The following is a 15,994-nucleotide window of genomic DNA, read 5'->3' as shown; positions in this document are numbered from 1 at the left end:
TAAAAAGTGACAGTGATTATATGAAAGCCAACTATTTTACTTCTCGTTTTCCTAAAGTGAGTTCGTTCATTGTCTCATTGAGCTTGTTGTTATCAGCTCAAGCGATGGCCAACTTTCAAGTTGAAGACAGTGAGGGTGTTAAAACCCTTGAAGCTCAGCCTGTTAGAGTGGCTGCGCTGAACTGGGACATAGCCGAACAAGTGATTGAACTCGGTGTTACACCAGTAGCGGTACCTGATATTGCAGGTTATACCGATTGGGTTGTTCAGCCTGCGATTCCAGAAGGCGTGGCGGATATTGGCACTCGAACTGAACCTAACTTTTCGGCGCTTAAAAAGCTAAACCCTGATGTGATTCTTATCGCTTCTCCTCAGAAAGATCTTCAGGAACGACTTTCTGAAATTGCGCCCGTGCTTTACTACCAAACGTACAGCGAACAACACAGCAATGCAGCGGCTGCTATTGAGAATTTCAAGAAGATCGGCCAGTTGCTTGGTAAAGAAGAACAAGCGAACCAAAAGCTGGCCGCAATGGATGAGCGTATCGCTGTTCTAAAAGCTGAGTTAGATAAAGCGTATCCGGGCGACAAACCGAAAGTCACTTCTTTCCGTTTTGCGAGTACTACATCGGTGTTCATTTATGGCGATAACTCGATTCCACAATACGCACTTGAGCAGCTTGGCTTTGACAATGCGATGGATCTTCCTGCAAGTCAGTGGGGCATCAGTCAAAAACGCATGACCGAGCTTAAGAACGTGAAGAACGGCATTGCGCTTTACTTTGAACCTTTCCCATATCAAGACAAGCTAAACCGTTCTCCGGTTTGGAAGAGCATGCCCTTTGTTCGCAATGGTCAATTTAGCCCAGTAGCGGCAAGTTGGAGCTACGGCGGTGCTATGTCGATCTTGTATAACGCAGAAGCCATGGCGCAATCGTTGTTGACGCTAGCGGAGCAGTAATGAAATCCAGTGGTTTTATGATGGGGGCTGCGCTGCTTTGTGCTGCCCTTGTTCATTTATGGTTAGGGCAGTCGGAATTTGGTCCTATTGGTGAGTTGCTTCAGCAAGTCTCACAGATCAGTGACATCGCGACATTCAACTCAATGGTTGATGATTCATTTGAGTTGATGGCGTTAGCCTATGTCAACTTACCTCGCTTGGTGATGGCGATCTTGGTTGGCGCAACACTTGGCACCATCGGCAGCTTGTTTCAACAACTGACACAGAATCGCATGATGTCCCCGTTAACCTTAGGTACATCGTCAGGTGCATGGCTTGGTCTGGTTATTCTGAATGTGGTGGCGCCGATGTTGGTCGCTCAGTATTCAGTTTGGTTTGCTTTGGTCGGTGCGCTGCTTGCGATGGGGCTGATTGTTTCGATTGTCGGAATCAAAAACATGAGCGGCTTGCCAATTGTATTGGCGGGTATGGCGGTCAACTTGTTATTAGGGGCATTTGCAACGGCGATTATTCTGCTCAACGATCAGTACGCACAAAATCTGTTTGTATGGGGAGCGGGCGACCTAGGGCAAAATGGCTGGGAACAAGTGCTTTGGTTGATGCCTAAGCTGTTGCCGATTTTTGCCATATTCTTCTTAGCTCCGCGAGTTCTGACTTTGCTTTCCATCGGCACTGAAGGGGCTGCGGCGCGCGGGCTCAATATTGGCACGACCTTCTTTGTGCTAATGGCAATCGGCGTTTGGTTGGTTTCAGTGTCGATTACCGAAGTGGGCGTGATCAGCTTTATCGGCTTGATTGCTCCGAACATCGCTAGGCATCTAGGTTTTCTAAAGGCTAAATCTGAACTCATCGCGAGTTGTGTATTAGGTGCGCTATTACTTTGTGTCACCGACAGCTTGGCGATCTTCTTGGCGCAATGGTCTTTGGACATGATTCCAACAGGGACGGCAACCGCAGTGATTGGTGCTCCTGCGTTGATCATTATTGCGAGAAAGCAAATGTCTGCTCAAGATCAGTTGTTTTTCTCAATGCCTAAAGGTCCGAAGTCTATTTCATCTTTGGCTTACTTCTTGTTGGGCTTGATGATCTTCGGGTTGTTCGCGTTGAGCGCATTGTCACAGCCTTCTTCTGATATGGGCTACTTTGTTATCCCAGATGCATTTGAATGGTCTATTCGTTGGCCGAGAATGTTAACCGCGATATTCGCTGGTGGTGGCTTAGCGGTGGCTGGGGTGATTTTACAAAGGTTGGTCTACAATCCGCTCGCAAGCCCAGACATTCTTGGTGTGTCGGCGGGTGCGGTTCTAGCTTTGATTTTCAGCAGCTTGTTTATGGGATATTCGATTCACTCATTGAGCCCTTGGATTGCTTTCTTAGGCAGTGCGATTGCACTCTGTCTATTATTGTTCCTTGGCAAGAAGCATCAGTTTGCGCCATCGATTTTGATCCTTACCGGTATTTCGCTGACCGCAGTCTTGGAAGCTTTGGTGCAATTCTCTTTAACGCGAGTGGGTGAGGGGAAATACACATTATTGGCTTGGTTAGCCGGCTCTACTTACCGTGTGGAGCCTGAATCAGCCACTATAATGGCAGTAGTGATAACGGCTTGTATTGGTGTTGCTCTGTTACTGAGCCGTTGGGTGACCTTAATTGCGACTGGACGACAGTTCGCGAGTGCCAGAGGGTTGAATATCAATATCGCATACGTGGCACTGTTGTGTATTGTTGCGATCTTATGCTCGGTCGTGACAACAACCATGGGGCCTGTCGCGTTTGTCGGCTTGTTAGCTCCGCATATCGCTGCAATGGTGGGGGCTCGTTTGGTTCGAGAGCAGATCATCTTGTCGTTTTTAATTGGTGCAGCATTGATGCTATTCGCCGATTGGCTAGGGCAAGTGGTGGTGTTCCCAGCGCAGCTTGCAGCAGGGACGTTAGTTTCAATTATTGGTGGTAGCTACTTCATCTTCTTGCTACTGAAATCTCGAAGAACATAGGTTTTGCTCATGACCGAAAGCCATTGCTAATCAAAGCTACTGGCAATCAAAGCCATTGGCGATAAAAGCTACGGATGAAAAGCAGTGAATGGAGCGATCCATCACTGCTTTTTTGTTGATGTCGTTTGTGTAAAGGGAAAGACGTTAAGCAACACAGGTCTCGCTTCTTAATGTGCAAGTTTGGCATATGTTAATAAAATGTATAACCTAAAGGTCTGACCACTGATAAGGTAGCCACCATGCCAAACCTCGATCGTATTACTTGTTCTATCGATGAAAACCAAATTGCGACGGTTGTGTTGAATCGACCCGATAAGCTCAATGCTATTGATATGGCAATGTTTCAAGGCGTGAATAACATGGTGACTCAGCTGAAAAAGAACACCGAGATTCGTGCCGTAATAGTAAAAGGTGAGGGTTCTGATTTTTGTTCAGGGCTTGATGTTAAGTCCCTATTAACCAGTAAATCTGGGGCGATGAAGCTCTTGTTTAAATGGCTACCGACATTGCCTAACGCTGCACAACGCTTTTCATTGGGTTGGCGAGATATTCCATGCCCTGTCATTTTTGCGATTCATGGTCGTTGTTGGGGAGGCGGCCTGCAATTGGTCAGTGGGGGTGATTTTAGAATTGCTAGCCCGGATGCGAACTTCTCTATATTGGAAGCAAAGTGGGGTCTGATTCCAGACATGGGAGGCGCTATCGCTTTTAGAGAGCTGATGCGTAAAGATCACACCCTTGAAATGGCGATGACGGCCAAAGTGATCGACTGTGAAACCGCTAAAGAATATGGGTTGGTGACCAAGATTGCCGAAGATCCTTACGCTGAAGCCTATGCGTTGGCACTTGAGTGTGCGAATCGGTCGCCAGATGTCGTCGCTGCTAACAAGAAGCTCTACAACAAGATTTGGTGGTCAAGCCCCGGAATGGTTGTGTTCTACGAAACTTGGTATCAGATAAAGGTTGGGTTAGGTAAGAACAGGGCGATAGCAGCACAGCGTGAAATTCATCCTGACAAGCCACGCTCTTACTTAGCAAGAAAGTTCAAATAATGTTTGTACAGGAATAATCGATATTCCCTTTGTTTATTGAGCTTTGCGGTAACCTTAGAGCAATTTAATGTCTAAGGCTAAATGAGCGCTCTGATGAACAAAACTTTTACTTACTCTCTAGCTGCCACTGCAATTTTTACGAGCTTAAATGCATTCGCAAGTGGCCTGTTTTTGCAAGAAGCTGTCGTTGCCAACGCTGGTACTACTGGCGCTGGTGATGGTGTTTACACTCGATCTGCAGCGGCGATGTGGACAAACCCTGCCACTATGTCTCACATGGGCGAAAGCAAAACGACCATCAACACCATGGCATTCGATCTTGAAATGAAGTATCAAGATAACGGTGGTAATCCAGATGGAAAAGGGCACTCAGTTCTTCCCTCATTTGGTGCCTTTCATGCTCATCAAGTCACAGACAAATTGCACCTTGGTATCGCGCTGGGTGCAGTCGGCGGTTCAAGCCTCGATTATGGCAGTGATTGGGCGGGTGCTGCACTTCTAGAAGATATCACGCTCACAGCAATGCAAGTGAATCCATCACTGAGTTATAAGCTGAATGACCAATGGTCAGTAGGCGCGGGTGTGCAATTCAGTTGGGCTGCATTCCAACAAACAACGTCAATGCTTACTGCGAAGCAAGATACTGACTGGGCATACGGCTATAACCTTGGCGTAATGTACACACCGACAGATAAACTTAAGCTGGGCGCAAGTTACCGTTCTAAGCTAGAGCATGAGTTTAACAATGATGTAAATGGCGTTATTAACCAAGGCGTATTGAATTCATTATCAACTGATATTGCTTTACCTGAAATCATCGATGTCAGTGCGAGCTATGCTTTGAACTCTCAACTTGACCTGCTTGCTAGTATTCAGTTCCACCGTTGGAGTGAATGGGATACAACCGTTCTTGATTTTGGAATAGCAGGAAGTCCAATTAATGGTGTTCCGATTGAGCGTGACTGGGATGACGTTTGGAAATTTGCGGTAGGTGCGGATTATCAATTGAATTCAGACTGGCGTTTGAAAGCTGGCTTCTCTTACGAAACTTCTCCGCAAGACGATCCGTCAATGCAATGGGTTGACCTTCCTGTGGGTGAACAGTACCGCTACTCAGTTGGCGCATCTACCTACTGGGACGACATCTTAATTGATGTGTTCTATGAATACGCTGATTTGGGTTCAGTTGAGATGGATCGATATGGTCGATTTGGTCAAGTTAATCTGTTGAATGGTTCGTTCGATGGCCGTATCCACTTTGTTGGTGTTAGCGCGACCTTCTAATGACATTACGTAATCTACTAATCATTACTTTAGTGTCTTTATTTTCAACGGGTGCTTTTGCTGAAGAGAAGCACCCTGATGATCCGACTAAAATCGTAACCAAAGCTGGCGTTGCTTATAACGAAGATCTGCAGTTCTCTGGGTCTATTGGGCTTGATGAAGCACGAATGATCAATGCTCGTGTTAACGCAGATGGCGAAGAATGGCGAATAGGCGGCTCATGGCTGTTGCCTATGGGTATTGTTAACTTCAACTTTGGCCGTTCTGAATATGACAACGATGCTTATAAGAACAACTACAGTATTGGCACATTTATACCACTGAGCTATTTCGATATTGAGCCGTTCGGTTGGCAAATCTTCCCTATGGCTGGTTACAGCTATAATGACGGCGAAGTAGCGGTTTTCGATGATGATAATGTTGGTTCTGACTATGTATTGATGTCGAGCTCAACACACGGTGGCTACATTGGTGCGTTTGGTTTAAAAACGATTACTGATGAATGGTCTATCATGGGCTTCGGTGGCGGTTCAATGGGGTCTGATGATTATTCAGGGTATTGGGCAGGCGTCGGTGCTAGCTACAAGTTGAGTGACGCTCAATCATTCAACTTCTTCACTATTTTTGCTGAGGACGATTTCGGTGAAAATAACAGTGTTGGCGCGTCTTACACCTATGAGTTCAAATAACTGTTAGCAGGCAGAAATTCGCAGGTGGACACCTCTCGTAAGAACCATTGACTTAGTCCAGATTAAATTGAACAAAGTCGCTTATTAAAACTTAGCGACTTTCTTTTGTTACCATTTCTCCAATCTTTTTTATCTCTTTTTGATGCTTTCTATATCTTTCTCACATGAGAGTGCCGCTCTCTTAATCTAGATTAAGTTTTCGCTGCCTTATTCTCTGTAGTATCCGCCTGAATCAGTGCCCATGCTTAATGGGTAACTTGCGTAACACGATTTTGAGAGGAAGACACTTGAGCACTTTGTTTACAGAAACCCACATTGGCAAGATGACACTAAAGAATCGCTTCATGAGAAGTGCAACGTGGGAAAATATGGCCACCGAAGATGGGCATATGACAGATAAACTGTACGCTATCTATGAAGAGTTGGCTCAAGGTGAAGTCGGCCTGATCGTGACGGGCTACGCGAACATTGTTGAAGAAGAAAAGCCGAATGCAGGCATGATGGGTATGTATAACGACTCATTCATTGAAGAGTATCAAAAGCTGACTCAACTGGTGCACGACAACGACTCTAAAATCGTGATGCAGTTGGCTTATGGTGGCACCAAAACCACGCATGACCTTGGCGAGCGAGTAATCTACGCACCAAGTGAGGTTCCAGAAAAAGGAACTCAAACTCTAGGCAAAGCGATGACCAAAGACGAGATCGACTACATTGTTGATGCGTTTGCTCAAGCGTCTTTGAGAGCACAGAAGTCAGGCTTTGATGGCGTTGAAATTCATGCCGCTCACACTTACCTGATTAACCAATTTCTAAGCCCTTATTACAACCAACGTGAAGATGAATACGGCGGTAGCTTAGAAAACCGCATGAGATTTTTGTTAGAGATCTATACCGCGACACGTAAGCTGGTGGGTGATGATTTCCCTATCTTGGTTAAGCTCACGGCATCCGAGTTTTTTGAAGGTGGCGTCACCTTTGAGGAAACACGTATTGTCTGTAAAAAGCTTGAACAAGTGGGTGTGGATGGCATTGTCGTGTCAGGCAATATTCATGGCAAAGCAGACACTATGATTGGCGAGTCGCACGATGGTTTTACCATTCAAGCTGAAGGCTACTTCCATGAGTATGGTCACGCGATTAGCCAAGACGTTAATATCCCAGTGATCACGGTTGGTGGTCTAACGGATTTTGATGCTATCGAAGCGATTGCAAACAACACGGGCATTGAGTACTTCGCGCTTTCAAGACCGCTGCTTTCTGAACCCCATTTAGTGAAGCGTTGGAAGGAAGGGGATAGAAGCCCTGTTGAATGCGAACGATGCTCTAAGTGTCGTACTAAGCGCGGTAACTTCTGCGTGGTGAATAAAGACAGAAAAGTACAGCTTGCACGCATGTAGTCGCTGAGCTCAGCTCCAAGCGAGCTCCGAAGTTTATAGCTGAGTCTAAGTTTGAGCCTGTGTAATCGCGCAGGCTCTTGTTCATTCCGTATTCCACGAAACGAAATTTGAAACCTTATTAATCACATCTTCCTGTCAAATTGGCGCGACTAAACAGTTACACTACGCCTGTAAATTATCCAACCAAGTTATCGATAAAAACTGAGCAAACTTTGAAACTACTTCCTCTTCTTAAGCAACCTCGAATCCACTGACGTCTCTTTAGTTTTAGCGATATTGCTATGATTTAAGCGTGATACTCACTATTCATCCCAGTGAACCCTGTATTTATAGGGCGTTAGTTTGTACACCTTGGATTTGCATCGTCGAACATTTTGATAGTTAACGAATAAAACTTAATAGATCATTCAGAGGTAAAAATGCAAAAGAAGCATTGGTCCAAATTCGAGTTGCTGCATGAAGTCGTAACCAACCCCAATATTCACGTAAAAGGTCAACACAGTTATTACAGCGATTGCTGGGATAATGGGTTCGAGCAATCTGTCGTCCGTTATTTACATGGCGACGAAGTCAGCCGCCAGTGGGAGCCTCGATGGGAAATCGACGAACTCCATATCGGCGATTATGTCTGCATTGGCGCAGAGGTTGTGATTTTAATGGGTGGCAACCATACCCACAGAGTTGATTGGTTTTCGCTGTATCCATTTATGGATGTAATCGACGATGCCTACATTGGCAAAGGTGACACTCACATTGAAGATGGGGTGTGGTTAGGCATGCGAGCGATGGTGATGCCCGGTGTGACGATTGGCGAAGGCGCTGTGGTTGCAGCGAATAGTGTGGTGACTAAAGACGTCGCTCCATACAGCATTGTCGGTGGTTCTCCAGCTAAAGTCGTCAAATACCGCTTTGATGAGTCCGTTATTGATGAACTCATGTCATTCAAAATATACGAGTGGCCCTCAGATAAATTTGAAGCGCTGAAACCGTATTTATGTAACTCAGACTTTTCAAAGTTAAAGCAGGCGATAACGGATTACGACAATTGTTTGTAAGGAGCACTTGTAACGAGCGTTTGTAAGGTACAGGTATAGCCACAGATTTGTATAGAAAGATCTGTGTCATATTTATATTGAAAAACACGTTAAATCAGTCCGTTACCTTGCAATACTCAACATGGTGTACCAATCTTATTTCATAAGCATGGATAAGGATTGTGTATGCCCGCAAGTTCAATGAAAAACAAAGGGGTGGTGGGGAAAGTCCTACTGCCTTCTTTACTCATAAATCTTCTCTCTCTCGCCGTTCCGTTAACGGTTTTGCAAATTTACGATCGTATTTTACCTAACCAAAGTTACGGTACTGCCACTTTGTTGTTGGCGGGTGCAGCGTTGGCTGTTGCCATGGAAGCATTGATCCGGTTTGTGCGTACTTGGCTTTTGTCAGCCGCGGCCAGCAATACCGAGAAAGCGACCTATCAAACCTTGGTTGAAAGAGTAACAACGGCTTCATCAGGCCATCTTCGCCACATTGGTGTTGGTGGCGTGGAAGAGGGGCTGGGCTCAGTATCAAAAGTCAAAGATTGGTATTCCGGTGGTGTGATTGCAGGCTTTATTGATTTGCCTTTTGCATTGATCTTCTTGGGCTTGGTGGCTTACATCGGCGGTGAGCTGGTGGCGATACCTTTGGCAGTTTGGCTGATTACTCTCGGAATCGTTTGGTTATCTTCTATTCGCGTTAAAAGCTTAAGTGAAGAAGCTTCCCAAGATGAGCAGGAGCGAAAAGCGTTCTTGATTTTACTGAGCCAAACCATTCAGGGAATCAAACGCCAGGCTGTTGAGTCTCGAATCTTCAATCAGTTTAAATCCCTCAATAATGTTCGCTCTCAGTCTAAAGCGAGAGAAGAAGAACAGAATGCCTTCGCCCAAGAATGTATTCAGCTTGCTGCATTAGCCACGTCAGTTTTACTTGTGATTACGGGGAGCTTGTGGGTGTTGGATGGCCAGTTAACCACTGGTGGATTGGCGGCATGTTCTATCTTATCGGGCAGAGCCGTCGCACCTTTAAGTGCTTTGGTGGGAGTTCGAATTAAGCTTAATTCAATACACAGTGCTAATCAGGCAATAGAAAAATTGAGTGACTTATCACTATCGGATTCTTCAGATTCTGAGCAAGCCGAGAACCACTTATCTGACTTTGAGACGTTGGAAATTCAGCAAGCGACCGTTGAAAGATACGGTGAACTCTCTCATGCAGATATCACCTTGAATAAAGGTGAGTTGGTATTGTTAGAGAGTGAAGATCGCCACACCAACAGTCATTTATTGTCGTCGATTGCAGGTATTGATGATCTAAAAGCGGGTGAGTGCTTCATTAACGGAGCTGCAGTTTCAATCGCATCCGTAACCAATATTGCTGCCTACTGTGGCGTTAAAGGACAACTGGTGTCGGGGACCATTCTTGACAACTTGTGTGGCTTTGACCCTGAGAAAACGCAAAGCGCCAGTGACTATGCAAAGCGTTTGGGTTTAACCAAAGAGATTACTCGATTACCCGATGGACTAGAGACACAAATTGGCCATACGAGTGCTTCTTTGTTGAGTATGGGTAACGTGAAAATGCTCAATATCGCGGCTCAATTGGCAAGTGATAAACCCATAATCATGTTGGAAAGGCCGGATTCTTCACTTGATTTAGACGCCCTTGGGAATCTAGCTAAGGTGTTGGAAGAAGAAGTAACGGCAGGACGCACGATACTGATGGTGAGCTACCATTCGAAGCTTCGCGAATTTGCTAATCGAATCATTACAGTGGAAAGTCGAGCTATTACGGTCGACAGCGAGAGCAATCAGGAGGCCGTCGTATGAATCGTTTAGATATTGGTAACCCTTCAGGTGCGAACAACCGTGCAGATACCAGCGGTCGACAAGAGGTGATGAATCATTTAGAAACCGAGAGCCTTTCCGTTCTTAAGCAGTTGGAAGTTAATGCTAATATCCAGTTGTTCGCACATCAATGGGTCGATGAAAATGGCATTGAATCAATCGACGATATGTTTGCCTTGTTCGACAGGCTTGCATTGCCTTATCGCTTGGTTGCCAACCTAGATGAAGTTGGTGAACATAAGTTGGTCTTACTGGTACTTGGTGAACATGAGCTGGTCTCTGGTCATTTAGAATCCAAGCAATTTGTTGTCTTTAATGCCAATGACGACATCACCGATGTCCCTCAATTTTGTATTGTTATCGAAGGGCCACCATTAGAGAAGGCCTCTCCTGATTGGGTTGGCAAAAGGTTACATGCGTTTCGTCCCATCATTCCTAAATTGTTGTTGGTCAGCTTTATCACTAACTTATTTGCGCTTGCTGTTCCCTTCATCACGATGTCGATTTATGACCATGTGATTGGCGGTGATGCAGGGCATGAGTTGCAAGGCATCGCTATTGGCGCGGCGTTGTTGTTTGTGATGATGGGTTGGTTGAGAACATTACGTAGCCGAGTGTTTGCTTCAGTTTCCAACCGAGTAAGTCGTGAGATTTCTCAATCCCTCGTGCAGCGTCTGCTTCGTAATAGCTATGCTCAAAATCAGCAAACAGCTTCTTCTAGTCAGCAAAACCAAGTGATGCTGTCGGAGCGTATTTCAGGTGTGCTATCGGGGCCATTAGGAAATGCGCTGTTTGACCTACCATTCATTCTTATTTTTGTACTTGCGATAGGTGTTTTAGGCGGATGGTTGGTACTGGTTCCAGTCGTCTCTTTAATCCTTTATTACTTGCTAGCAAAACGCTCGATACGCTCTAGCAGTAAGCGCTCAATGCAATCGACAGTGGCAGGTACGAATCGTCAAAACATGACCAATGAACTGTCATCCAAACTCGCCTTTATTCGCAGTGCTGGATTTTCAGAGCACTGGATTCAACGCTTCAAAAAGGCCAATCTTCTTGCTTCAACAGTGACCTTTAATCAATCGGTTCTCCAGAGTCGTTACACCTCGATTTACTATTTCATTGGTGTGGGGTCGACACTCGCCGTGATGGGGTTAGGTATAGGACTTATTTTTGAACAAGTGATGACCCCTGGTGGTTTGATTGCTTCAATGATGTTGATATCTAAGGTGACGGGTCCTGCTCAGGTGTTGGCAAACAGTGCGATGCGTTTTAATAGCTTTAATCAATCCAAGCTGCAAGTGAACCGTATTTTGTCTCAGCCGTCTGAGCGTGAATTCAGTTACCAGCATCACCCGTTACCTGTGGTAGCGCCTAATTTGAAATTAGACCAAGTGACACTGCGCTATCCCAAACAGAGTCGCCCGGCCTTGAATGGTGTGAGTTTTGATATTGAAGCCGGTGAAATTGTCGCGATTACCGGCCCTTCTGGGAGCGGTAAATCAACATTAATTGAAGTGCTGTCTGGCTTGCAGCCTATCCAAAATGGCATGGTCGAGCTTGAAGGCGTTAACCTCGTTCAATACGATCCGCAGCTTTATCGCCACTGGTGTTTCATTCGAGCCGCATATCCTGATTTGCTCACGCTGAGTATTCGAGAGTGGCTAAACGACGGTCACAAAGTCGAAGATCAGAAAATGATCTCTGCAATTGAAATGGTCGGTGGAAAGCGTTGGTTCGAGACATTATCAGGTGGGCTCGATACTTCCATCAGCAGTATTCAGCCGGACAGCCTTTTTGACATGTTGTCTGGCAGCGTCGCGCAGATCCTCATTGACGCGAAAGCGCTGGTTTATGACTATCCAATGTTCTTAATGGATAATCCTGTGCCTGATGCTCACCCAAATGCTAAACGTATATTTGGTGAGTTTGTGCAATCGAAAAAAGGAAAAGCAACGGTGATTTACACGTCCCACGATCCGGATTTAATCAAGCTTGCCGATAAAGTGGTGGTATTAAATGAAGGTGCAGTGGTTTATGCCGGTCCATTAGAGCCGGAGCAGTCTTCGAAGCAGGAACAGCCTTCAGAGCCTCAAGCTTCTCAAGAACCGCAGTTATCTGAGCAACCGTTATCTCAAGAGCTACAGCCGTCAACTCAAGAGGCGTCTGCTCAACAAAATACAGCCCAACAAGAACAATCAGAGTCTAAGCAAGGAGTCGCTAATGACTAAACAATCTATCGAGAAGGGCAAGCGCTACGGTGAACTTGTTGAATCACAAAATACGGCTCGTACATTGGCACTGGCCACATGGTCGGTTGCCTTATGTGTTATTGCTTTTGCCACTTGGTCTGTAGTCACTCAAGTTGATGAAATCGCCAAAGCCAAAGGTGCTGTGATTCCAGAAGGCGAGAAGCAAGTATTACAAAGTGCGATTGGCGGTAAGTTAAAGCAAATTCTTGTTAAAGAAGGGCAGTTGGTTGAGAAAGGCCAGCCGCTTGTTGAGTTTGATGCCACTTTCCAGCGTACCGCCCTTGAAGAGCTAAAGTCCCAACAAGTGACGCTTCTAGCCAGTGTGGAACGTATGAATGCGCTGCTTGAGCAACGTGAGCCTAACCTTGCTGAGTTTGAGGTCGATTACCCAGAGATCGTCAGCCAACAAAAAGCGCAGCTGAACGCGCAAAAAGCCCTCTACTTCCAAAAGCGTGTGGTGCTTGAGAAAGAGAGCGAGCAAATTGCAGAGCAGCTTCGTAGCGTAGAAAAGGCCTTGCCGAGTTATGAGAAAGAGTTAAATGCGACTAAGCAAGAGTTGAACATACTGGAGAAGGGTTACAAAGCGGGTAACATTTCACGTTTACGTGTGCTTGAAATGCGACAAAAATTGGCCAGTATCGAACAGAAAATCGAAGAAGCTCGTGGTAAGAAGTCGGTATTGATTAGACAAGCTGACAGTAATGACCAAAAAATCATACAGCTTCTGGCGGAGGCGAAAGCTAAAGTGAGCGATGATCGTTCTAAAGCCGTATCTGACTTATCAGCATTGAATGCTAGAGTTCGTTCAAGCCAAGCTAAATTGACGAACACTATGTTAGTGTCACCGCTACAAGGCTTGGTGCAAAGCATACCAAGCACGCAGGATGGTGGTGTTATTCAGCCGGGTGGCACGGTAGTTGAAATTGTGCCTGTCGGAGGGAACGCTGACTTCAAAGCACGTTTGTCCCCAAGAGATATTGGTTTTGTGAGTGTTGGGCAGCCCACTCGAGTCAAGATTGATGCGTTTGATTACAGCCGCTTTGGGGCTTTAAAAGGGGCGGTAGAGAGTATTTCACCGACCACAAGTCAAAGCGAACGTGGCGAGATCTATTATGAAGTTGTAGTGTCGGTTGATACGCCTTACTTCCGTGATAACCCTGAAAGCTTTTCCATACTGCCGGGTATGACGGGTGAAGTAGACATCACAACTGGCGAGAAGTCGGTGTTCCAATACTTATGGAAACCGATTTATACCAATGTTAGCGTGGCGTTTGGAGAGAGGTAAAGTCCTCCACTCTGGCTTGCATAAAAAAGGAGCACATGCCGTGCTCCTTTTTTTATCTAACCGAAGGGGTGATGTTCTAGTTATTTGGGTCTATGTCAGGCAGTCCGTCAACGTCATTATGATGGTGTAAAGAATCATCAATAGATGGGTTATCGGTATGGTGAGACAGCCCATCACTCATACCATCGTCAGTTTGCTCAGCCCCATAAGCACTCTCGGCATCACTGAAAATGATATCGATATCATGCGCTACTGGTACATTGTGTGACGGTGAATCTATAGACGGCGAGTCAGCATTAATACCCAGAGCGTCTAGGTAAGCATGGGCACCAGAACGCTGTTCGTGTTCGCCTATCGCTGTATGTTCTAGGTTTGCCGTCACCTCATCAAAATTAAGAGTAACTTCATCAGGGGTGCTGAAAGAGGCATCCGGTTCATCCGCTTGGCTCATGCCGGGTGCTGGAGGAGGTGATGGAGCGATTGGCGATAAATCCATGCCAGTTAGTGTGGTTTGGTCAATGTGATGTCCGCTGTTTCCATGGACGGATTGCGAGTGCAAATGTAGGTGCACCGCGACTTGTGAGTTTTGATCGCCTCCTAGGGTTAAAACAAACGAGTCGGTTTCGTCTGTACCACTACCGTAAGAGCCTCCTGTATGTGTCTTAACGACGCCTGATGAAGTTTGTTGGTAATCGTAACTCAACTCTCCGGTTGCAGGATTGACATGCAAAGTACCAAATTGACCGTGTAATGCAGTGAGAGAGTGTCCGTGGTGATCTGATATTCCCCAGCCTGTCATTGGCGTAGGCGTTCCTTGGTGAATAATTGGAGGAATTCCGATTGAGGCATGCAGGTCCTGATTGCCTGCACTGCCGGTAATTTTTGCAGGGGCAACTAGGGTTGGCATTGGTGGAACATCGCTGTGTCCATCAATGCGCATTTCAACTTCTTGAGTTGTAATGCCCCCGTGTCCATCATCGACTAATAGAGAAAACTTATCGGTCAATTGTTCACCATTATTTAAAGCATTAACATGGCTATTGCTGTTATTAAGTGTGTAGACCCAAGTTTGTGTATTGCTATTATAGGTAACAGAACCATACTGTGGCTGATGTTGGCTATCAATACTGACAGAATGTTGATCGCTATGATCAACATCGCTGATAATAATTTGCCCAGAGGTCGCATTTGCAGCATCTTCATCAATGTTATGTGCACCTGCGATAGCTTCAGAAACTGTTGGTTTATCATTAGTGCCATGCACATTGATGGTAATAATTTGTTTATCACCACCAGCGGTCGTTACTTCATATTGAACCTGCTCGACTTGCCCTGCCGCTAAGTGCTGAATATTGGCATTGGGAACCGAATAAGCCCAATCACCGGCTTTTCCAATGGTCAGATGACCGCCATAGGGATCACTGACCGCATGGGCATTACGAGTGGCGTAAAAATGATCTTCACTGGCATCAGGATCGATAACATTCAACACGCCAGTGACAAATATCGTATGTTGAGCATCACCTTGTACATGGCGATCTTCTGTAATTTGACCGCTTTTATCTCCGGTGAAGATCGCAGCATCGCCAGCTGCCGAGAGCGTCGTTGATGCGCCAGTGTGGGTCACACCACCGTGAGCATCTTTAACGTCATAGCTGAAGTGTACATCGCCGTTATAGTCTTTTTCTGGGGTAAAGGTAAATGTGCCATCGGCATTTAATACAATAGCACCGTGGTCAGCCTGTAGGTTTTCAATGGATAATTTGCCAATATCGTTGTCGTCAACATCGCTAGAATTGGCCAGTAGCTGTGCTGAGGTGAGGACAATTTTATTATCTTCTAAGCCATTCGCTAAACGTACTTCAGCTGATGCGACGGGCGCATCATTGGTGCCGTGAACGGTCACTGTGATATCTTTTTTAGCACTGCCATCGATAGATTCAACGGTAAAGGTTTGCTGGAAGCTTTCCCCTGCGCCTAAATGTTGGACTTTATCATTGTCAATATCGTATGACCATTGGCCCTGTGCGTTGATATTGAACCGACCACCTTCGGCGGTAGTGATGGTTTGTGCGATAAAACCGGCTTGATCGTGATCCGGGTCAATGACCTGTAACGTGCCACCACTGCTGAGTTGACTGGTGGTATTGCCAAAGGAAGTATGATCTTCGTAAACATGATTATTTAGGCTGGA

The 15,994-nt window shown here is 45.8% G+C and carries 11 protein-coding genes; 10 read left to right on the top strand and 1 reads right to left on the bottom strand.

The window, feature by feature from the left end; translation table 11 throughout:
* The first annotated feature begins 20 nt into the window (after positions 1–20).
* The 10 genes from AB6D93_RS22025 (at position 21) to AB6D93_RS21980 (ending at position 13,800) form a co-directional block, all read left to right on the top strand.
* Positions 21–959, top strand: coding sequence for an iron-siderophore ABC transporter substrate-binding protein (locus AB6D93_RS22025; RefSeq protein WP_102333675.1), 939 nt, complete (start codon positions 21–23; stop codon positions 957–959).
* Positions 959–2,953 carry a Fe(3+)-hydroxamate ABC transporter permease FhuB gene (gene fhuB / locus AB6D93_RS22020; RefSeq protein ID WP_102333674.1) on the top strand — a complete coding sequence of 665 codons (1,995 nt, stop codon included), beginning with the start codon at positions 959–961 and terminating at the stop codon, positions 2,951–2,953. Before AB6D93_RS22025 ends, fhuB begins: the two co-directional genes overlap by 1 nt.
* 239 nt (positions 2,954–3,192) lie before the next feature.
* On the top strand, positions 3,193–4,005 hold the full coding sequence (locus AB6D93_RS22015; RefSeq protein WP_102333673.1) for a crotonase/enoyl-CoA hydratase family protein: 813 nt from the start codon (positions 3,193–3,195) through the stop codon (positions 4,003–4,005).
* Positions 4,006–4,098: 93 nt separating this feature from the next.
* A complete protein-coding gene (locus tag AB6D93_RS22010) occupies positions 4,099–5,289 on the top strand; it encodes an OmpP1/FadL family transporter (RefSeq protein ID WP_102333672.1) in 1,191 nt (396 codons plus the stop codon).
* On the top strand, positions 5,289–5,978 hold the full coding sequence (locus tag AB6D93_RS22005; protein ID WP_102333671.1) for a hypothetical protein: 690 nt from the start codon (positions 5,289–5,291) through the stop codon (positions 5,976–5,978). Before AB6D93_RS22010 ends, AB6D93_RS22005 begins: the two co-directional genes overlap by 1 nt.
* Before the next feature lie 287 nt (positions 5,979–6,265).
* On the top strand, positions 6,266–7,378 hold the full coding sequence (locus AB6D93_RS22000) for an NADH:flavin oxidoreductase (RefSeq protein WP_032546839.1): 1,113 nt from the start codon (positions 6,266–6,268) through the stop codon (positions 7,376–7,378).
* A gap of 419 nt (positions 7,379–7,797) precedes the next feature.
* Positions 7,798–8,433 carry a CatB-related O-acetyltransferase gene (locus AB6D93_RS21995; RefSeq protein WP_017061734.1) on the top strand — a complete coding sequence of 212 codons (636 nt, stop codon included), beginning with the start codon at positions 7,798–7,800 and terminating at the stop codon, positions 8,431–8,433.
* Between the two features lie 165 nt (positions 8,434–8,598).
* Positions 8,599–10,245, top strand: coding sequence for an ABC transporter ATP-binding protein (locus tag AB6D93_RS21990; RefSeq protein ID WP_102333670.1), 1,647 nt, complete (start codon positions 8,599–8,601; stop codon positions 10,243–10,245).
* Positions 10,242–12,494, top strand: coding sequence for an ABC transporter transmembrane domain-containing protein (locus tag AB6D93_RS21985; RefSeq protein ID WP_102333669.1), 2,253 nt, complete (start codon positions 10,242–10,244; stop codon positions 12,492–12,494). Before AB6D93_RS21990 ends, AB6D93_RS21985 begins: the two co-directional genes overlap by 4 nt.
* Entirely contained in the window at positions 12,487–13,800 is a 1,314-nt protein-coding gene (locus tag AB6D93_RS21980) for an HlyD family type I secretion periplasmic adaptor subunit (protein ID WP_017061737.1), read from the top strand. Before AB6D93_RS21985 ends, AB6D93_RS21980 begins: the two co-directional genes overlap by 8 nt.
* Positions 13,801–13,876: 76 nt before the next feature.
* Here the strand turns inward: AB6D93_RS21980 and AB6D93_RS21975 are convergent.
* Positions 13,877–15,994 (bottom strand): VCBS domain-containing protein (locus AB6D93_RS21975; protein WP_372139383.1); only part of this gene is annotated, 2,118 nt, incomplete at its 5' end.

Origin of the sequence: Vibrio sp. 10N.247.310.23 (assembly GCF_041467155.1) — a bacterium.
Classification (GTDB): domain Bacteria; phylum Pseudomonadota; class Gammaproteobacteria; order Enterobacterales; family Vibrionaceae; genus Vibrio; species Vibrio crassostreae_C.
Note: the sequence above shows the minus strand (reverse complement) of the source record. Positions and strands in the feature narration are given on the sequence as shown.